This is a genomic window from Sphingobacterium olei (assembly GCF_005048855.1).
GTDB classification, from domain to species: Bacteria; Bacteroidota; Bacteroidia; order Sphingobacteriales; family Sphingobacteriaceae; genus Sphingobacterium; species Sphingobacterium olei.
The window spans coordinates 168369-189505 of sequence record NZ_SUME01000004.1; the positions used below are offsets into that span (position 1 = coordinate 168369).

17 protein-coding genes are annotated in these 21137 nt (G+C 38.9%); 10 read left to right on the forward strand and 7 right to left on the reverse strand.

Annotation, left to right across the window (positions count from 1 at the left end; genetic code table 11):
* The first annotated feature begins 7 nt into the window (after positions 1-7).
* The 4 genes from lpxA (at position 8) to FAZ15_RS10800 (ending at position 2741) form a co-directional block, all read left to right on the forward strand.
* The gene (gene lpxA / locus FAZ15_RS10785; RefSeq protein ID WP_136901326.1) at positions 8-802 is read left to right on the forward strand and encodes an acyl-ACP--UDP-N-acetylglucosamine O-acyltransferase; all 795 of its coding nucleotides are present in this window, start codon (positions 8-10) and stop codon (positions 800-802) included.
* Between the two features lie 16 nt (positions 803-818).
* The gene (locus tag FAZ15_RS10790; RefSeq protein WP_136901327.1) at positions 819-1439 is read left to right on the forward strand and encodes an ABC transporter ATP-binding protein; all 621 of its coding nucleotides are present in this window, start codon (positions 819-821) and stop codon (positions 1437-1439) included.
* Positions 1440-1515: 76 nt separating this feature from the next.
* Positions 1516-2076, forward strand: a complete 561-nt coding sequence (efp, locus tag FAZ15_RS10795; RefSeq protein WP_136901328.1) for an elongation factor P — start codon at positions 1516-1518, stop codon at positions 2074-2076.
* Between the two features lie 89 nt (positions 2077-2165).
* On the forward strand, positions 2166-2741 hold the full coding sequence (locus FAZ15_RS10800; RefSeq protein ID WP_136901329.1) for a 5-formyltetrahydrofolate cyclo-ligase: 576 nt from the start codon (positions 2166-2168) through the stop codon (positions 2739-2741).
* 38 nt (positions 2742-2779) lie between these two features.
* Here FAZ15_RS10800 and FAZ15_RS10805 read toward each other — a convergent pair whose 3' ends face one another.
* Together FAZ15_RS10805 and FAZ15_RS10810 are read right to left on the reverse strand one after the other, a co-directional pair.
* Positions 2780-4075 carry an HAD-IB family phosphatase gene (locus tag FAZ15_RS10805; protein WP_136901330.1) on the reverse strand — a complete coding sequence of 432 codons (1296 nt, stop codon included), beginning with the start codon at positions 4073-4075 and terminating at the stop codon, positions 2780-2782.
* Between the two features lie 8 nt (positions 4076-4083).
* The gene (locus tag FAZ15_RS10810; RefSeq protein WP_136901331.1) at positions 4084-5061 is read right to left on the reverse strand and encodes an NAD-dependent epimerase/dehydratase family protein; all 978 of its coding nucleotides are present in this window, start codon (positions 5059-5061) and stop codon (positions 4084-4086) included.
* Positions 5062-5226: 165 nt separating this feature from the next.
* On the opposite strand from FAZ15_RS10810, the gene FAZ15_RS10815 reads away from it, so the two are divergent.
* Both FAZ15_RS10815 and rmuC read left to right on the forward strand, forming a co-directional pair.
* Positions 5227-6414, forward strand: coding sequence for a formimidoylglutamase (locus FAZ15_RS10815; protein WP_136901657.1), 1188 nt, complete (start codon positions 5227-5229; stop codon positions 6412-6414).
* A 13-nt stretch (positions 6415-6427) separates the two neighbouring features.
* The gene (gene rmuC, locus FAZ15_RS10820) at positions 6428-7750 is read left to right on the forward strand and encodes a DNA recombination protein RmuC (RefSeq protein WP_136901332.1); all 1323 of its coding nucleotides are present in this window, start codon (positions 6428-6430) and stop codon (positions 7748-7750) included.
* Positions 7751-7791: 41 nt separating this feature from the next.
* On the opposite strand, the gene ggt is transcribed toward rmuC, so the two are convergent.
* Positions 7792-9480, reverse strand: a complete 1689-nt coding sequence (gene ggt, locus FAZ15_RS10825; protein WP_136901333.1) for a gamma-glutamyltransferase — start codon at positions 9478-9480, stop codon at positions 7792-7794.
* A 63-nt stretch (positions 9481-9543) separates the two neighbouring features.
* Between ggt and FAZ15_RS10830 the strand changes: the two genes are divergently transcribed.
* Positions 9544-10302, forward strand: a complete 759-nt coding sequence (locus tag FAZ15_RS10830; protein ID WP_136901334.1) for an endonuclease/exonuclease/phosphatase family protein — start codon at positions 9544-9546, stop codon at positions 10300-10302.
* A 1-nt stretch (position 10303) separates the two neighbouring features.
* Here the strand turns inward: FAZ15_RS10830 and FAZ15_RS10835 are convergent, their stop codons facing one another.
* From FAZ15_RS10835 to FAZ15_RS10845, 3 genes are read right to left on the reverse strand one after another with little or no spacing between them, the layout of a single operon-like run.
* Entirely contained in the window at positions 10304-10630 is a 327-nt protein-coding gene (locus FAZ15_RS10835) for a nucleotide pyrophosphohydrolase (protein WP_136901335.1), read from the reverse strand.
* A gap of 3 nt (positions 10631-10633) precedes the next feature.
* Entirely contained in the window at positions 10634-11092 is a 459-nt protein-coding gene (gene dtd / locus FAZ15_RS10840) for a D-aminoacyl-tRNA deacylase (protein ID WP_136901336.1), read from the reverse strand.
* A 36-nt stretch (positions 11093-11128) separates the two neighbouring features.
* Entirely contained in the window at positions 11129-13582 is a 2454-nt protein-coding gene (locus tag FAZ15_RS10845) for a TonB-dependent receptor (protein ID WP_136901337.1), read from the reverse strand.
* 322 nt (positions 13583-13904) lie between these two features.
* Here FAZ15_RS10845 and FAZ15_RS10850 point away from each other — a divergent pair, with 322 nt between their 5' ends.
* The 3 genes from FAZ15_RS10850 to FAZ15_RS10860 are packed head-to-tail and all read left to right on the forward strand — an operon-like array spanning position 13905 to position 16887.
* Positions 13905-15074 (forward strand): amidohydrolase family protein, encoded by a 1170-nt coding sequence (locus tag FAZ15_RS10850; RefSeq protein ID WP_136901338.1) that lies wholly within the window; start codon positions 13905-13907, stop codon positions 15072-15074.
* Positions 15075-15101: 27 nt separating this feature from the next.
* Positions 15102-15380 carry an acylphosphatase gene (locus tag FAZ15_RS10855; RefSeq protein WP_136901339.1) on the forward strand — a complete coding sequence of 93 codons (279 nt, stop codon included), beginning with the start codon at positions 15102-15104 and terminating at the stop codon, positions 15378-15380.
* Between the two features lie 40 nt (positions 15381-15420).
* On the forward strand, positions 15421-16887 hold the full coding sequence (locus FAZ15_RS10860; RefSeq protein ID WP_136901658.1) for a lipopolysaccharide biosynthesis protein: 1467 nt from the start codon (positions 15421-15423) through the stop codon (positions 16885-16887).
* A 57-nt stretch (positions 16888-16944) separates the two neighbouring features.
* Here FAZ15_RS10860 and FAZ15_RS10865 read toward each other — a convergent pair whose 3' ends face one another.
* Positions 16945-21057 (reverse strand): hybrid sensor histidine kinase/response regulator, encoded by a 4113-nt coding sequence (locus FAZ15_RS10865; RefSeq protein WP_136901340.1) that lies wholly within the window; start codon positions 21055-21057, stop codon positions 16945-16947.
* Between the last annotated feature and the right edge of the window lie 80 nt (positions 21058-21137).

Sequence of the window (21137 nt, forward strand, 5' to 3'; positions counted from 1 at the left end):
AAAAATAATGATACAACCGTTGTCATATATACATCCGGATGCTAAAATAGCTGCAAACGTAGTCGTTGAGCCTTTTAGCACTATTCATAAGGATGTAGTGATCGGCGAAGGAACCTGGATAGGTTCTAACGTGACGATTATGGATGGAGCGCGAATTGGAAAAAACTGTAAGATTTTTCCCGGTGCTGTAATTTCGGGTGAGCCTCAGGATCTAAAATTTGAAGGCGAAGTCACTACTGCGGAGATAGGCGACAACACGACTATTCGTGAGTGTGTTACCATCAATAGAGGTACTAAGGATCGTTATAAAACAGTTATTGGAAAAAATTGCTTGATTCAAGCATATAGTCATATTGCACATGATTGTATCATTGGCGATCATTGCATTTTCTCCAACTCGAGTACACTAGCCGGACATATCACAGTCGGCGATTATGTAGTCCTAGCCGGACTGGTTGCGGTACATCAGTTTTGTAAAATTGGTTCTCACGCCTTTGTAACTGGTGGTACATTGGTTCGTAAAGATGTGCCTCCCTACATTAAGGCTGCCCGGGAACCTATTGCCTATGCCGGAATAAACTCAGTGGGATTGCGTCGGAGAGGATATACCCCAGAGCAGATTACTGAAATACAAAATATTTATCGGGTACTCTTCGTTCAGAATAGAAACCTATCTAAAGCGCTGGACTTGGTGGAAGCTGAGTTTAAGGCTACAGAAATACGTGATGAAATTCTAACTTTTGTCCGTAATTCTAACCGGGGGGTAGTAAAGGGTTTCAACCAAGGTAAAACGGGTGTTTAATTTAATTTATTGATTATTGAATATAACTTTACTTGATATTGGTAGGAGGTATAACCAAGAATGGATCTTTAGACATATTGATTATACGTTCTCTTCCTCAAAAAAATACGCGATTCTAGGGCCTAACGGAGCCGGAAAATCGACCCTCATCAAAGTCTTGTCAGGCAATCTTACATCTAGTGAAGGTAAAATTGCTTTTGAGAAAGATGGGCAAGACATTGATGTGGAAAATATATATACCGATCTGACTATTGCTGCTCCTTACGTTGAATTGATAGAGGAGTTTACACTCAATGAGTTATTGGATTTCCACTTTAAATTTAAATCTTATTATAAGGGATTTACTAAAGAGTCTATCATTTCTCTTTTAATGATGGAAAAAGCGGTTGATAAGGAAATTCGACATTTTTCTTCCGGGATGAAGCAACGCGTCAAATTGGTGTTGGCTTGTTGTTCCGATTCTGATATCGTATTATTGGATGAGCCTATGAGTAATATGGATGTGCAGGGCGAAAATTGGTACGGCGACCTGCTTGAAAAGACGATGTCAACCGATCGGCTGCTTATTATCGGATCTAACCAAAAAAAGGAATATCATTTTTGTGATGAATTTATTTCGATTGTAGATTATAAGTAATTAATGAACACGATTACTTGTTAAAAAAAGCAATTTTGTCTAAGTTTGTCACTTCATACAAAAAAACTAAATTAAAATGGCAAAAGCTTCAGACGTTAAATCAGGAAACATTCTTCGTTTTAATGGCGAATTAGTCTCTGTTGAAGAGTTTATCCACCGTACTCCAGGTAACTTACGTGCTTTTTATCAAGCGAGAATGCGTAATGTAAAAACTGGAAAATTAGTAGAATATCGTTTCAGGACAGATGAGGAAGTGGAGATAGCACGTGTGGAGACCAATGATTATCAATATTTATATGATGACGCTGATTTTTTTGTTATCATGGATAACAATACATATGAGCAATTCAATGTGCCTAAAGCACTTTTCGGAAGTTCGGCACGATTCTTGAAAGAAGGTATGAACGTGATAGTGGCTTTCGAAAGCGATGAGCCCATCATGGCACAAGCTCCCACAAATGTAGAGTTAGAGATTACGTATACGGAGCCTGCTGTGAAAGGAGACACGTCTACAAATGCATTAAAAAATGCTACTGTGGAAACAGGTGTAGATATTAAAGTTCCTCTTTTCATTAATCAAGGTGATAAAGTAAAAGTTGATACACGTACAGGTGACTATATCGAACGTGTAAAATAATAAGAATTTAGGTTTAGGTTGATTATTCGGTCTTGATAGCGCTCAGCTTCAAGGCCGTTTTTTGTGAAAGTTTGTTAGTTCGATATATTATGATGACAAAAAGGGAGCTCCGTAAAGTATATAGAGAAAAACGTCTTTTATTAGATGAAGGGTATCGTGAACAGTTAGATAGCGGACTTTTTGATCAACTTATTAGATTAGACTGGAGCAAGTGCAATTATCTACATGTCTTTTTGTCATTGCCTAAATATAACGAACCAGATACCTCAGGATTTATTCATTGGATTCGGCATCAGCATCCTCATATAAAGCTGGTGATGTCTAAAACAGATCTGGCTGACGGATCAATGATCAATTATCTATGGAATGAGCATACATTTATCGCGCAAAATCAATGGGGTCTTTTAGAGCCTGTGGGAGGGGAGATTGTTAGTGAAGAATTGGTAGATAGTGTACTGGTTCCTTTATTGGTGGCCGACAAAAAAGGAAATAGAATTGGTTATGGAAAAGGATTTTACGACCGTTTCTTAGCAAAATGCAGAGATGATGTTCGGCCTATCGGGTTAAGTTATTTCGATTTAGTGGAGCAAATTGTAGACACTGAAGAATGGGACTTTCCATTAAAATATTGTGTGACTCCAGATAAAACCTATAACTTTTATTAACGACAACGAGCTGCCATCAACAGCTCGTTGTCGTTATATTATTTATATAAAATCCTGAATTTTATAGTTTGGTCAATTTGCTTCAGTTGCTTCAATAATCCTTTATCATAATCGGCTTCAATATCTGTAACAGCGTAACCAATATCACCGCGTGTCATCAAAAATTGTGAAATAATATTGATATTATTTTCTGCATATATGTTATTTAACTGTGCCATAATACCGGGCACGTTTTTGTGGATATGCAACAATCGATGTCCTTTGATTTTCTTGGGTAAGATCAGATTTGGGAAATTACGGCTTTGATCTGTATCGCCATTGTTAATGAATTCTGCCATACGTCTGGGAATGTATTCTGCGTTGCGAATTTTATTCTTCTTGTCGTCAAATACCACAATTCCTTTCTCGTTACAAATAGTTTTGTTGACATGGCCTTTAATATCTCCCAAAAATCCGATGGTTTTCAGCTTATCTGCACGAGATAGTTGGTCATCCGAAATTACAACATCCGGACCCAATAATAGCAATCCGACATCTTTGACATATTTTTCTTCTAATGTCTCCTTCACGCGAATGGATAGGCCATCGCGTTTTAGAATAAGGGCAGATATTTCGGGTACTTGCCCTACGATAAGGCATAAAATTCTGTTTTTTGGATAGGATATCGCTCTAGGTAGGTCATTGACATACAAAAATTCGTCGAAGCTTGGCGTAACGTGATCTGCTTTATCGGTGACACTTTGACGGGAGATGTTTTCCGTATAGGCGAAGAATTTTTCTATTAAGCCGGATTCTTTTAGCTGAAAATCCGAGTAGCCATCTCCAATACCATATATCGTACCTTCGATTTTTAATTCTTTCAGCAGTTTTACTTTTCCACCTTCATCAGATAAGGGATTTGTTTCATCATATCCGATGATATTGCCTTCCTCGTCAAACTTGAATGTATTGGCGTAAATGTTTTCTTTTTTTATACCGTAGGGAGAAACTACCGGCGTAATAAACTCCTTAAATCCGCCTGAAACAATCCATGCTGTATCGGCATTTTGTTTAAAAAATTCACGGTTTCTATCAAAAGATTTAGAAACACGTTTCTTTAGGTGGATAATGAGTTTATTTAAATGTGTTTTATTTGCCTGTAAAAGCGAGACACGGCCTGCAAGACTTTCACGAAATGAAATCTTGCCTTCCATTGCTAAATTGGTGTAACGTTCAATCTCATTATATATTTTCTCTTGGTCAGGATGACCGTCAAGAGAAATACGTGCTAATTCGTCCAATGCTTCTACCTGCGTAAATGTACTGTCAAAATCGATGATATAATAGTTTTTCATCTGATTGTTTAGGTTGTTGTTTTATAGTGTGTTTCAGTGATTTCTTGAAGTGTTTGATCTAAGGGTTTAAACGTATAGCCTATAGCATTCCTTATTTTCTCATTTGAATAAGCTAGTTTTGCTGCAGAGGCGCGAGTAGATTCCTGGGTTAACGCAGGCCGGGTGTTCTTTATAAAAGCTATTAATTTTGCAACCCGCCATGCGATATCAAGCATAAAAGGTTTAGCTTCGATTGAAGGTTCTTTCTTTCCCAAAAGCTTCGCTATGCGTTGTAAAAGATGACGATTTGAAATATTTTCACTATTTAGGATAAACCGCTCACCGGTAATTTTGGATGTATTCATCAGCTGTATCATAATTTTCGCGACATCTTGCACATCTACTATACCTACTGAGCCGGGGGGATAAATTTTGATTCCGTTATTTACTAGGTTGAAGATGATATTGGAGCTTATTTTTCCAGATCCTATTCCCATTATTACGGATGGATTAACAATTACGGCATCCAATCCTTCGGTAATCCCTCTCCATACTTCTAACTCGCTCTCGTATTTTGAGACGGCATAGTTCGAAATATGTGGATCCCTTTCCCATTTGTCGGCTTCATTCACAGGAAGACCTTTTTTGTTGGTTCCTAAGGCTGCAATAGAACTTACATGGATAAGTCGGGCACCATGCTGCAGGCATAAATTGACGATATAACGCGTCCCTTCAATATTGGCATGGAGCATTTCTGCGGCATCGTTTTTCTGGTACGAAATCTTTGCCGCACAGTGGTACACCTGTTGAATATTTACAAACAGATCTTCCAAAGCAAAATAATCTGTCAAATCTGCATCAACCCACTGTATTAAAGAAGAACCCCGAAAATCTTCTGGAATGATTGAATTAGCTCGTTTTATAGCTACGACAGCTCTGCCATCATTAATTAATTGCTTAATTAATGTAGATCCTAAAAAACCTGTACCCCCAGTTACTAATATCACTTGCTAACTTAATGTTGAAAACTTAATCTTTTCAAACTTAGATAAATTTGCATTTATTTGCAATTATAATCGCATGGAATATAAATGCGTAAGGTAATAAACGCATATTTGCGAATTACTTACTTATAGAAGTCCAGTTAGGTTGGACAAAATCGTATTAACATGATATCATTAGCAGATTTTTTTTCTCCCATATCCCTTTCAGATTTTTTATCCGACAAGGAATATTATAACTCGCAATTTGGAAAAATTATTCAAAAACATGAATTTTCCTTTCCTAATCTAGAATCGGAGGAAGAGCGCCCGCAACTGGCTATTCTAGGAGTAGAAGAAGACCGGTCGGCTATCGATAATAAAGGGACAGCCAAGGCTCCGGATGCCGTCCGCAAGCATCTATATAGCCTATATCAAGGTGATTATAAAGTGAAGATTGTTGATCTTGGAAATATCAGAGCGGGTTCGACAATAAATGATACGTATGCCGCTTTAAAATTGGTCGTCGAGGAATTAATAAAATTAGGTATTTTGCCAATAATCATTGGTGGGGGGCAGGATTTGACTTACGCACAATATAGGGGCTATGAGGAATTAGAACAGCGTGTTGAGGTAGCTATAGTTGATGCTAAATTTGATTTGGATCAGGAACATGCAGAAAATACACCGTTAAATTCGCAGACGTATCTGAACCATATCATTCTCCATCAACCAGATTATTTATTCAATCTGAATAATGTAGCTTATCAGACGTATCTAGTTAGTAAGGAGTCGATTAGTATGTATGACAAGTTGTATTTTAACGCACAACGTGTCGGCATGATCTCTGGTAAGTTAGATCAAGCTGAGCCGATTATTCGTGCAGCTGATCTGGTGAGTTTTGATATTGGTGCAATTCGTGCTTCAGAAGCGCCTGGAAACGCAAATGCGATTCCAAATGGGTTATTTGGTGATGAAGCGTGTCAGTTGGCTCGGTATGCAGGAATGTCGGATAAATGTAGTTCTGTTGGTTTTTATGAATTCAACCCAACATTTGATCCGATGGAGCAAACAGCTATGTTGGTGTCTCAGATGATCTGGTGTTTTATAGATGGGTATTACAATAGAAAGAATGATGCGCCATTGATTCCGAAATCCGCCTATATTATTTACCGTACAACGTTAGAAAATGAAGAGCACGAACTGGTGTTTGTAAAAAGTAAGAAGTCGGATCGGTGGTGGATGCAGGTGCCTTATTTTGGATCGAAATCCGTAAACGAACGTTTTTATCTTGTCCCATGCCGGTACGAGGATTATCAAATCGCCGTATCGGGGGAGATGCCCGATTTGTGGTGGAGAACACACCAAAAGTTACAATAATTTCGATGTAACTATGGATATTTTATATTTTATTGTCCTATTTGTTTTAGGAACGCTTTGTGCTTATCTCCTTTGGCGAAGTGGAAAACATGTTTCACGGGAAAAGCACGCAACATTGATCGACGAAAAGCAGGCTGTTGAAATTGTATTGGCCAAGATGCAACAAAGAGAAGAATTGCTTTCCCGGGAAAATGCAGCAATGGCACAGTCATTGGAAAAAGAAAGACAAGAGCGACAAGCGTTAGAGCGTACATTAGAAGGTACGAACGCTTACCTGCAAGCGCAACAAGAAAAATTTCAAGAGCAAAAGGAGGAGATAACTACAATTAAACAGCAATTTAATGTAGAGTTTCAGGTCTTGGCCAATAAGATTTTAGAAGAAAAAACCTTGAAATTTACTGAAGTCAATCAGCGGCATTTAGCGTTGTTGTTGGACCCATTAAAAGAAAAGATTAAAAGTTTTGAAGAACGGGTCGAGAAAACCTATAATCATGAGGCTGCAGAACGAAATGTTTTGAAAGGCGTGGTGGAACAATTAATGTTACAGAGCAACGAAATAAAAAACGAGGCTAATAATCTAACGAGGGCTTTACGTGGCGACAATAAAAAGCAGGGGAATTGGGGAGAAGTTATTTTAGAGCGTGTACTCGAAAGATCCGGATTGACTAAAGATCAGGAATATAGACTACAGGCGTCTTTTACCGACGAAAAGGGTAAAAGGTTGCAGCCAGATGCTATTATCGATCTACCGGATAGCAAACACTTGGTGGTAGATTCCAAAATTTCTTTGATAGCCTACGAACGATGGGTAAATGCGGAAACGGATGAGGAGAAACTGATCTATTTGAAGCAGCATATTTATTCAATTGAAAATCATGTTAGGGATCTTTCTGTAAAGAACTATCAGGAGATTTACGGCATTCATTCTCCGGATTTTGTTTTGCTTTTTATGCCCATCGAATCGGCATTGAGTACTGCCGTGACGAGTAAACCCGAATTGTTTTCGGATGCATGGGACAGGAGGGTGGTGATTGTTAGTCCTTCTACGTTATTGGCCACTCTTCGTACAATTGCGAGTATGTGGAAACAAGAAAGACAAACCCGAAATGTGCTTGAAATTGCACGCGAAGCAGGAGCACTGTACGATAAGTTTGTTGGATTCTTAACCGACATGCAACAACTCGAAGCGTACCTGCACAAAGCCACTGAAAAGCATGCTGACGCTATGAAAAAGCTTTCCTCAGGTCCGGGAAATGTTATCCGTAAAGTGGAGAATCTAAAAACCCTAGGTGCCAAGACAACGAAGAAAATAGATGATAGCTTTTTAGGCGAATAGCATAAAGAGATTGAAGAGAATCTCTTTATGCTATTGGGGAATTAGTAGCCCGCTGCTGTATCATCCCCCCGGTGATCGGCTCCTGCTTGAAGTTTACCGTTTGGCAGTTTTACTATGTTTTCCACTCGTCCGATAGATCCACGTTTGTTGATTTTATACCCATCTTTTTCTAGATTCATGCGTACTTCGGTAGAAATTGCTTTTTCTTCTACGTCAATATAATCCGGCATCCACTGGTGGTGAAAACGCGGAGCACTTACCGATTCCTGAGCAGACATTCCGAATTCCAGTACATTTAAAATAGTCTGAAACACAGAGGTAATAATCGTTGATCCCCCCGGCGTCCCCACAACCATCAGCAACTCGCCCTCCCGTTCTACGATCGTGGGAGACATGGCACTTAGCATTCGTTTTTCTGGTTCTATGGAGTTGGCCTTCCCACCCAATAAACCATACATATTCGGAACTCCGGGTTTAACCGAAAAATCGTCCATTTCATTATTCAATAGAAAGCCGGCACCTTTCACAAATACACCCGAACCGTAGGAACCATTGATTGTAGTAGTGAGGGAAACAGCATTCCCCTCCTTATCTACAATGCTGTAATGGGTAGTCTCTTCGGATTCATAGCCGGGGAATTTCGCGGCTTTTATTTCGCTGCTCGGAGTGGCTTTGTGTAAACTAACTTCCGACATGCGCCTCTGATTGAGTTCTTTGTTGGTTAAATATTCGACCGGGACATTATAAAAATCAGGATCGCCGAGGTGTGTTGCCCTGTCGGCATAAATGCGTCTCTCGGCCTCTACCATTACGCGTATCGTACTGTCCGACTGAAAGCCCCATTTGGTTAGCGGGTATTTCTCCACAGATTGTAATAAAGCCATCAAAGCTATGCCTCCACTGGAAGGAGGGGGCATGGATATGATTTTGTTGTTTTTATAATGGCCTACGATTGGATCACGCCATATGGCCTTGTAATTCGCTAGATCGCGATGTGTAATGATACCATTTCCACGTTTCATTTCGGCCACGATGAAGTCTGCTGTTTCGCCTTTGTAAAAACCATCTCGTCCTCCACTAGCAATTCTTTTTAATGTTTTCGCCAGTTCAAGCTGTACAAATACATCGTCCTCTTGCCAATTACTTTCTTTGATAATAGCCGCTCCATTGGGATTAAATTGCTCAAATCTTTTTTTATGACTGTTGAATTCCCGTGCCTGTCTCGCTGTGATGTGGAATCCTTTTTCTGCGAGATCGATAGCCGGACGTACAAGTTCTTGCCAGGGCAGTGTTCCATATTTTTTATGTGCTTCATCCATCCCTGCGACCGCCCCAGGTACTCCTGCGGCAAGGTGCCCATCGAGGCTCAACATTGTAATAGGATTCCCATCTTTATTCAGATACATATCCCGTGAAGCATTCTCTGGAGCTTTCTCTCTGAAATCTAGAGAGGCTACTGCACCGTCCTTACTTCGGTAGACCAAAAATCCTCCACCGCCAAGATTTCCAGCATTGGGGTATACTACAGCTAAAGCAAATTTTACGGCTATTGCTGCATCAATCGCATTTCCCCCTTTTTTGAGGATCTCAACACCAACTTGTGAAGCCAGCGGATGTGCAGTTACAACAGCTCCGTTTTCATATTCTACTGATTTTAAGTTGTTGCTTTGTTGTGTAGCACAACTTGTGCTTAAGAAGGCTATAAATAAGATGTACCAGAAATTTTTCATACGTTAAACTTAGATAAATTAATTTTATAATGGAAATATAAGAAAGTTGTGTATTTTTATGTTATGCGTCTATTACTTTTAATCATATTTCTCGGTTTAAATTGTTCATCATTTGCACAGGTACTAAAAATTCTTACCTATAATATACATCATGCGAATCCGCCAAGTAAGCCTGAGGGGATAGATTTAGAGGCAATAGCGAAGGTAATTAATGAAGCAGATGCCGATCTTATTGGAATTCAAGAAGTAGATATTAACGTGTCGCGATCGGAGATGATCGATCAAGCGGCAAAACTGGCAGAACTGACAAAATCTAATTATTATTTTTCCAAAGGAATAGATTTGGAGGAGGGACAATACGGTACATTGATACTCACAAAACATAAGATCATCGACAAACGCAGGTATGATCTGCCTATGGCGGTAAAAAGTGAGAATCGCTCCCTAGCAGTCGTTGATGTTGAACTGCCCAATGGAAAGGTGGTTTCTTTTGCTAACACACATCTTGACCTGAAAAAAGAAAATAGATTGGAGCAGGTGAAGTTTATCAATGAACTGGGCGATTGGTATACAAGACCGTTTATTTTAGTAGGAGATATGAATGCGAAACCCGACGATGAGCCTATTCAGTTATTGGAGAAGTATTTTGTCCGCAACACGACCACAAATGCACCTACGTCTCCGAATATTCAGCCTAGAAATGAGATCGACTATATACTTGTCGGAAAGCATAGTAAATTTAAGTGGATAAAATATCAGGTCATTCAGGAAGAATATCCTTCGGATCATCTCCCTGTGTTTGCAGAAATTGAAATAGAGTAAGCTATTTCAATTTCTCATTGTTTTTATGCCTGTCTGCGTCACGAATAGACTTTTTCTCCAGATTTTTTTCTAAAGCATCTGTCAAGTCTATCCCTGTCTGATTTGCAAGACAAATTAAAACGAACAAGACGTCTGCCATCTCATCCCCAAGATTAACCTCTTTGTCGGATTTTTTAAAGGACTGTTCTCCATATTGTCTTGCCATGATGCGTGCCACTTCACCTACTTCTTCCATCAACATCGCTGTATTGGTTAATTCGTTAAAGTAACGAACGCCCGTAGAATTAATCCACTTGTCGACAACTTCCTGTGCTTCTTTTATCGTCATATACTAAAAATTATCTTTATCCTTTGTGTTCATGATGATTGTTACGGGGCCATCGTTAAGCAGATCGATCTTCATGTCGCCACCAAATATTCCCAGTTGTACTTCTTTTCCTAAAGATTTATTTAAATATTGAGCCATTTCTGCATACAAAGGCTCTGCTTTCTGCGGTTTTGCTGCACGGATAAATGACGGTCTGTTTCCTTTTTTCGTTTGTGCAAACAATGTAAATTGTGATATTAATAAAATATTACCTTGTACATCTTGAACAGATTTGTTCATTAATCCATTTTCATCCGAGAAGATACGCAAATTAGTTAATTTCTGACCTAACCAGATGATATCAGTTGAAGTATCTCCTTCTTCAATACCTAAGAAAACCAATAGCCCCTGTTCGATCTGGCCTGTAATGATGTGGTCGACCGTGCAAGAGGCTTTAGTAACTCTTTGGATAACTGCGCGCATGAGGGTAAAAGTAAAAAAAAAATTAATTCCTAACCCCTAAAACCTGATATTTAATCCCAGCATAAAATTCGTTTCGGCCTGTGGATAGTAGAAATTGTAATAGGATCGGTTACCTGCTGTATCCATCGATCCCCAAGTATATCCATTTGTTTGATATTTCGTGTTGAATATATTATTTACGCTTAAATTTAAATCAATACGTTCTATTCCGCCTATTGAGAAACTGTAAACCGCTCTTACATGGTTTACAAAAGAAGGGTCAATACTGCGCTCTTCTGCGGAGGTATTATCCAGGTACATTCTTGAAACGTATTTACTGATCAAGCTAAAGGACAATGGTTTAATAGGACTATATGTAAAATCATTGCTCAATACAGCTGATGGTGACATGCTGATATTCGTCTTGTCGTAGGTAATCGCTTTGAGCTCTACCAAATTCCAGTCGTCATCATATACAGAATTGTACTCTACAAAGTTTTTAATCTTATTGTCGCTCACGGCAGCCGTTGTCCGCCATACAAACTGCGGACTAATTGTCCATGCACCATCGAATTCAACACCGATACGGTAGCTGTCGTCTACATTTTGCCGGATCGTACCTCCAACATCGTTCAGCGCTCCTGTATTAATGAGCTGGTCTTTGTAGAACATACCGTATACGTTAGCACCAATGTTGAAGCTTTCATTCTTAAATCGATAACCTGCTTCGATATCCTGCATTTTTTCAGGCTTTGGAAATTCATCCAATGGATTCTCAACGTAGTCTTTTCGTACAGGCTCTTTATTGGCGTAAGCATAAGAAGCATAAAAATTCGATTCTGGATTCACGAAGTAAGTGAATCCAACTTTTGGATTTAGAAAATTCAACCTATCTTCAAAGTCTAAATTCTTGATCTTATCATCATCTCCTTCAATACGATAGTATAGGTTACGGTATTGAATGTCGAGGTTTACAAGCCAGTTTCCGATACTATAATCTGTTTTCGCATAGATATTGAAATCATTTTTTTGTGCATCGTTAAAATAATACTTATCATTAATTTCACTGTTTGATGCAAATCTCGCCCAGATCACTTCACCGTAATGATCTCCGCGATATTGATTGTAGGCTCCTCCTAATGTGAATTTTAGATTGTTCGAGGGGTTATAATTCAATCCATAGGTCAGTCCGTAAAAATGATTATCCAGCCATCTTCTACGGATAAGGTCTGTTTCTTCGATAGTTTCTGATCCGACGGTGACCGGCGACATATTGTATTTTGCGAGTTCATCTTCATCTCTGTATTCTTCGTAATAGCCGGCGCCTCTTGTATAGTGTAATGCAGAATTGAAACTTAGCTTATCATTTATGATATTGGTATAATGAAGATGCGCGTGCGTTTGCGTGTAGTTATCTGTCTGATTGTCGTAGGTGTAGTAATTGTATCTTCTATCCGCATTCAGCAGACGGTCCAATTCTGCTCCGCCGTATATTTCCATCGCTCCAGCATAATCGCTTAATAAAGCGCGATCTCCCTTTATCAAAGGTTCAGGAGTGCCATACCAGGCTTGGTATGTTTTTTCTTTTCCGGAGAAAAGGGTGGCCTTCAAGATGTGTTTATCGGTATAAAGCCCTCCGTCTACATAGAAAGATTTTAGATCTGATGAAGCACGTTCAATATAACCATCTGATGCAATTCGGGACAATCTGGCATTAAAAGCATACTTATTATGTAACAAACCCGAACCCACTTTTAAGGTGTTTTTCCATGAATTATAAGAACCAAAAGAATTATTGAGTTCGGCATAAGGTTCTGATTCCAAGATATCAGTCTGTATATTCAGTGAAGCGCCAAAGGCGCCAGCACCATTCGTGGAGGTACCGATTCCTCGTTGTACTTGAATACTCTGTGTACTGGATGCAAAATCGGGTAAGTTGACGAAAAACGAGCCCATGCTTTCCGCATCATTTAGCGGAATACCGTTTAGGGTAACATTAATACGTTGGTTATCCGAACCCCGTATGGTCATATTGGTATAACCAATGCCCGCTCCGGCATCCGATCCAATGACCACGCCCGGTGTTTGATCCAATAAGTAGGGTATATCCTGTCCGAGATTCTTCTTTTTGATTTCTTCTTTACTGATATTTGTATAGGTTGTAGCGGAGTTTTCTTTGGCCCGCGTGCCGTAGACAAATATTTCCCCGGTTTGAATACTAGCCATTTTCAATTGGATAGTGATTTGTAAAGCCGTGTTCGGACGAATTGCCTGTATTGCGGTAGTATAACCAACATGACTTACTTTTATTGTGGAATTCTTTTGAGTCGGTACTCGAAACTCGGCAATCCCCGCCTCATTTGTTACGGAATTAACTTGATCCAATGTTACGGTAGTTCCGGGTAATGGTTTTTGATTTTCATCAATGACTTTGATAACTAGCCGATCTTGCGAGAAGCCTAACAATACCACGAGGCATAATGCCAAAGTGGCAATAAGTTGCTTAAACATATAGAATTAAAATTTTTGAGTTAAACATACTATTGCAAGGGGTTACAATAGCTTTCATTTAACCGCCCTTCCCTACGCTGGCATTATCCAGATCAGGTACGTCTCATTTAAATGAGACTGGGTATAATCTCAGCCTTACTTCATGTTCTTTGAACAAGGCACCCCTAATCGATGCCGCAAAGGTATTATTTTTTATTCCTAAAATAAAATTTAATTTTGGAATCATTTTTGTAAGTTTACTATAAAATTCAATTTCTCTTTTTATACGATTTGTTTAGAAAGTGGATATTAAATACATCACAACGACTATTAAGTAAAGTAAATGGTTAATTATTATTCAGCTGATATTGTAATAACAGTTAGTTCTACACCTTTAAAACAGGGTGTCGTAGCTGTTAATGACGAGGGTGTTATTGAGGGCGTATATGATAGTCATTCTGTTCCTGATGGAGTGACAGTTAAGCGGTTAGCTGGTGTTCTAATTCCCGGATTTGTGAATACACATTGTCATTTGGAATTGTCGCATATGCTTGGGAAAATTCCACAGCATACTGGTCTTCCAACTTTTCTATCTAATGTAATGCGTGATCGCAACCATACTGAAAAAGATATGGTGTCGGCTATGAAGAAAGCTGATGAAATGATGTTTAAGAATGGTATTCAAGCCGTAGGGGACCATGTTAATTCAGTAATTTCTGCTCCAATAAAAGAAAAAAGTAAAATTATTTACCACACCTTCGTAGAGATTATTGGAGTTAACAATACACAATTACAGGAAAAAATAGATCATGCAAGGGATCTCGAATTCCATTTTGACGCAAATCATTCATCTATCACTCCTCACGCTCCTTATTCGTGTACCAAGCTGATGTTTAAAGCTTTCAAGAAAGCTATTTCAGAAGATAATATTATCAGTATACATAATCAAGAAAGCGACGAGGAAAATAAATTATTTCGGTACAAAACAGGAGACTTTTTAACGTTTTATGCTGAACAGGGGATTGACATGTCGGGATTCAAGGCGCAAGCAAGAAACTCGCTCCAATCTTATCTTCCTTATCTGCCTACAAATAACAGAATCATATTGGTTCATAATACGTTTACCTCTTTAAAAGACCTCGATTTTATCAATCGCATGAACAAAAAAGTGGTGCTGTGTCTTTGTCCGAAAGCTAATTTATATATTGAGAATACCTTACCAAAAATTCCCGTTTTTGAACAGGATAATCGCGATATAACCATAGGAACGGATTCCTTAGCATCGAATGATACATTGGATATGTTAGAAGAACTTAAAACGATACATACGCATTATCCTAATATTGATTTCAATAGCAGTATACGATGGGCTACACTTAACGGTGCTAAAGCACTGGGGTTGGAATCTCGATTGGGATCGATAGAAGTTGGCAAAGCGCCTGGACTGGTGTTGCTGAAAAACATGAATCAACTCAGACTTACAAAAAATGTTCAGGTCGAGCGTATCGTGTAAATCATAAATTTCATTACTTTTGTTTCAATGAACCATTGGAATATCATCATTACGGGCAAAGTGCAGGGTGTATACTTTAGAGCCACTACAAAAGCCGTTGCCGACCAGTTGGGTGTAAAAGGATTTGTCATGAATCAGCCTGACGGAAAGGTATATATAGAAGCCGAAGGTGATGATTTTGCGTTGGAATCGTTAGTTGAATTTTGCCGCGAGGGGCCGGATAGGGCAGAAGTAGAGCATGTAGTTTGCGAAGAGTCTGCTGTTAGAGGTTTCACCAATTTTGAGGTACTGAAAAAAATTAAATAGTCTTTCTGTGTCGGTAGTTAAGCGTTTTCTGAGTGATACAATGATATATGGTATGAGTACCATTATCTCCCGAATGCTCAACTTTCTTTTGACACCACTTTTTGTTGGTAAATTTCCTGCTACGGTATATGGTATCTTTACAAACCTGTATGCCTACGCTTCGATGATCAATGCGATTCTTGCATTTGGCATGGAAACGACCTACTTTCGTTACCTGCAAAAGGTCGAAGAGAAGGATAAGGATAAGGTGTTTAACAATAGCTTTATCATTACCATCATAACGGCAATACTATTTCTTCTGACTGTTTTTTCGATGTCTGAGCCTATCGCTAGATGGCTAAATGACGGAAATGAAGTCGGTCAATATATTGAATTTGTTAAGTTCTTTGCTATTATACTTACGGCGGACGCCCTGGCAGTTATACCGTTTGCTAAGCTACGCGCTCAAGGGCGGCCTATACGGTATGGTATGCTAAAGCTTATCAACATCTTCATATTGATAAGCTGTAATTTATTCTTATTGTACTGGCTGCCTTCGTGGAAAGAAACAAGTCTGTTCTGGAATTCCTTTGCGTCAGGATGGTATCGGAATGATTGGATAGGAAATGTGTTTATCTCCAATCTAATAGCCAGTGTGATTACGTTGGTATTATTGATTCCACAATTGATGCACTTCAAACTAAAGCCAGATCCTGTGCTGATAAACAATATGTTGCGGTATAGTTTTCCGATTTTGATTGCTAATATTTCATTTATTATTAATGAGAATTTGGACAAGATCTTGTTCCCAAAGCTTTTAATTGGTGAGGCTGGCGATCGGGATTTGGGAGTATATGGAGCGGTAGCAAAAATTGCCGTGTTTCTGAACTTGTTTATTACGGCATTCCGCTTAGGTGCTGAGCCCTTTTTCTTTTCGTATTCAAAAAATGAGAATGCAAGAAAGACCTATGCACTTATCATGGACTATTTTGTCATTGCTATGGTGATCGTAATGGTTGGAATTTGCGCAAATATCGAATGGCTGAAATATTTTATCGAAGGGGAATCCGAAGTAGAGCAGGCGATCTATTGGTCAGGCTTGTTTATTATACCCATACTTTTGTTTAACTATGTGCTCCTTGGTATATATATGAACCTTTCTATTTGGTATAAACTATCCGATCAAACTCGCTACGCATTATATATCTCAGGTATTGGTGCATTGTGTACCATCGTTCTAAATGTGTGGTTAATTCCGCTATATTCTTATGTAGGCGCCGTTTTTGGGACTACGGTAGCCTATATCCTCATGGTAGGATTATCTTATTATTGGGGACAAAAAAATTACCCTATACCTTATAATCTCAAAAAGATTTTATCTTATCTGATTACTGGTGTCGTTTTGTCCTGGCTTATATATAGCTTATTTGATCGAAGTATTTTTATCGGAAATATGCTGTTATTTCTCTTCTTATTTGTCGTCTTGTTTAAGGAAAAGAAACAACTTTTAAGGTTTCTGAAAAAATAATTATAGATCTGGAATTAGTAGATCTAATACATTAACTACTTAATCTGCACTTTGCAGTTATTTCATATTCAATTTGTGTTTATTTCGCAGCGTACCGTATTTTCGTTTATATTCTGAGGGTTTGAGTCTAAATAGCTTTTGAAATTGTTCGCGAAAGTATTTAATATCGCTAAATCCTGCGGCGAATGCCGCCTCATTTATGTTATGGTCGGTGTTTATAAGCAATTGAGCAACCTTTCTTAGCCGTATATAGCGAATAAATTCATTCGCCGATTTACCCGAAATAGACTTAATACGTTTGTACAAGTTAGAATGACTCATACCGATCTGCTCAGCTAACATTTTAACGGTGAAATCTGGATTATCTAGGTGCTGCTCCACAATCGCTATAGCGCGTTGAAGAAATTCTTTGTACTCGTCAGAGACTTTATGGTTATTACTTTGTAAGGTAATCTCATTGTAGAAGTATGTTTGCAATCTGTTTCGACTTTTAATAAGATTTGTGACCCGAGCCACCAATATTTCCTTATCGAAAGGTTTTGTGATGTAATCATCTGCTCCTCCCTCCAGTCCTTTGAGCTTGATCTCTGGGGAGGAACTTGCGGTAAGTAGGATAACGGGGATATGATTCAACGCAGGATCCTTTTTTAGGGTAGCACAAAGGTCGATTCCAGACATCGATCCCATGACTACGTCACTAATAACAATTTGTGGTTCAATTTTACTTAAGTACGTGAGAGCTGTTTCTCCATCAGCAGCTTCGTGTACTTCAAACTCGCTTTCAAATGTCTTTCTTATATATTTACGTATATCTTGATTGTCGTCGACGACGAGCATAATCGGCTTATCCGTGACAATTTCAGCGAGGTCATTGAGTTCTTTTTTTGCTTCCGCTATCTGTTCTATATCTGTCTGTATCTCGTCCAAATCATCTTGTTGCACATCGCTCATCAATTCGTCTAGAAATACGGAGTGTTCAGTAACGTCCTCAAAAATAAGATTACCTGCAAAATGTGCTTCACCTTTTAGTAATGTAAGTGTGAAACAGGTTCCTATGTCCTCTCCACTGCTATAGGAGATCGATCCTCTGTGTGTTTCGGCGAACTTTTTAACTAAAAACAGGCCGATGCCAAATCCTTCCTTACCGGCGCTGTTACTCGCATAATCGCGATGAAAAAGTTTGAAGATGCTGTCTCCTACCGTGTTAGGTATGCCGCATCCCGTATCGATGATTTGAATGGTCAGTTTATCGTCCGTTTGTTTTATTAGCATCGTCACCTTCCCTCCACTGGGAGTAAATTTGATAGCATTATTGATCAGATTGAATAGACAGATTTCCAGTTTGTCCCTGTCTCCCAAAATTCCACTATGCTCAAAATCGCATAAAAACTGATAATCTATTTGCCTAGAGACAGCATGCTGCTTAAAACATAGAAACACCTCATGGCATAAGCTAACAATATCTATTTTAACCAGTCGTAGCGTATCAAAATCGCTTTCGGCCTTTCGGAAAAGCAGCAGTTTGTCTACTAAACTGAGTAATCTCTTTGAGTTATTATAGATATTGGTCAGCTCTCTGCTGTCGGCATGTGCGTCTGTTGTTCCTCTGTACAAAATCTCTTTTATTGGATTTACGATTAATGTAAGGGGTGTTCGGAATTCATGTGCGATATGGGTGAAAAACGAAAGCTTCTTTTCATTGAGTTCACGCTCCTTTTCCGTTTCCAAATTCGCCAACCTAATTCTGTATTTAAGTTTTGTTTGGCGTTTCACGTAGACAAAATATAGCGATAGTGCAAAAATTGCCGACAAGGTATAGGCCGTATATGCCCACCAACTACGCCACCAAGGGGGCAATACTTCAATTTTAATGATGCGTTCAGCGTTGTTCCAGATGCCGCTTGCATCTGTAGATTTAATGCGAAGCGTATATTTTCCTTCGTTGAGATGAGAATAGTATGCATTTCGCTGTTTATCCACGTAATTCCAGTCTTTATCCCACCCTTCCAAAAAGTAAGCATACTTTATTTTGTCTGGAAAGGAATACTCTAATGCCGCAAAACCAACGGAGACTACAGCTTCGTCATAGGGTATAGTTAAGCGTTGGATAGCCGACAGATCTGTCTTTTTATTTTCATCATAAAGTTGGAAAGAATTGTTGTTTATCAATAAGTTCGTTATTGCTATCCGAGGCGGTTTAATGTTGAGCTGTATTTGTGAAGGTTGGAAAACGTTGAATCCTCTAATACCTCCAAATATCATCTCCCCATTTTTCAATTTTAATGCAGCATTATAGCTAAACTGGTTGCTCTGGAGTCCATCTGATTCATAAAAGTTTTGAAAAGTTTGACGAACCGGATCAAATTTAGATATGCCATTATAGGTAGATATCCAAAAATTACCGATTTCGTCTTCCAAAAGATTGAGCAACGTATTACTAGCCAAACCGTCTGTATCCGTGAATCGTGTGTATTTTTTTGATATTTTATTAAATTTCAAAAGACCTCCCCCTTCTGTTCCTATCCACAGCGTATTGTCTTTTCCTTTGTGTATAAATCGTATCGGACTTCCAATCGAAAACGAACTGGTTTTCATTGTTGATAAATCAAGTCGAGTGAGGTCTGCCCAGCTTCCAAACCAAAATGTATCGTCGTCTTCTTCATAGATACTAATCACGTCATATATATCCACACCTAATGGGATGAACTGGTCTTTTTTACGATCTAGTATAAAGACCGATCCACCGTTAAGTGTAGATGCCCAAATATTGTTGCGACGATCTTTATAAAGCTGCCATACCGCCTGATTGGGATAGGTACTGTTAGGATAAAAACAGTTGTAGCGAGAGGTTTGTCCTGTTTTTTTATTTAATTTAATAATGCCATCACCATATGTACTTAACCAGACGTCGCTATGTCCATCTAATACAATACCAGTGATAAAACCGTTATTTAGTGGTGTCGACACAGCATTCAGAGCTGTAAAATTAGTGTAAGCACTGAATTTGTTTTTGCGTCTATCCCATTTCATCAGTCCAGACCCATCGGTGCCTACCCATACATCTTGATTTTCTCCTTCAGCAAAGGAGAGTATAAAATCACTGGGGTTTATTTTTTTTGTTTGTAAATTACTTCTTACAAGTTGAAACTTTCCTTTATTGGTGTCAAGAATATTAATCCCTCCACGTAAGGTGCCGATCCAAGTTCGTGATTGATGGTCTTCGTAAACAGCGAAGACGGCATCACTCGTTAGCATATTCTGGCCCTTTTGGCTAGCTATATAATCCATTTTTCCCGTATGGGGATCGATCCGCGTAATACCAGTACCATCGGTACACGCCCATATTTTCTGATCTTTGCCCAAATGCAGGTTCACTACACGATTACTCGACAGCCCGTTGTCTTCCGTGTAATACGTAAAGTTGTTCTCGATCTTGTTAAAACGAGTTACGCCTTGATTGTTAGCAAACCAGATATTTCCATCATCAGAAATAGCCATAGAAGAAGCTGTAATGTTACCTTCTTTTTTCACCCGGACGATCCCCTTACCTTCGTCATAAAAACATATACCAACATGCTGAATGATTAGCCAGAGCGTGTCCTTATGTACTGCGAGCGAACTCACATTGTACGAAAATGAATTATTTCCTTCTATTAGGGCCGGTATGGTATACGATAAAGCACTGTTGTTTTCTTCAGACGGATTTAGTTTGAGAAGTCCGGCACGTTCACTCGCTGCGAAGAGTATTTTGTCGTCGTAGCGTGCAAATTGATTGATTGCAAAATCGATGTGCTCTAACTGCCCGCTTTCTTTTTTTAATTGGAGTCTTTGGAAGTTGAGGCCATCTTTTTCCAAAAGTGCCGCCCCTACCTTCGTTGCTACCCAGATCGTTCCCTCTGTATTTTCAATGATATCGGTGATGCGGTTGTCGGGTAAAGATTCTTGTTTATGAGGTTGATTTTTATATACTTTAAAGGTATAGCCATCGAATCTATTGAGGCCTCCATAGGTGCCAAACCACATAAAGCCATACTTGTCCTGATAGATTTTTGTGACGTAATTATTAGAAAGACCATGCTCAATGCCGAGGTAGCCCGTATTTGTCTGTGCATACAGATTTAAAGAGGCGCATAACACATATATAACAACGAGAAGTTTTGTACATTTCATAATTGAGGACGTTGGTATAATTGAAACTCAAAATAAAGATACAGTTATCTCATGTTTTTTGCAAATGTCTATTTAACAAT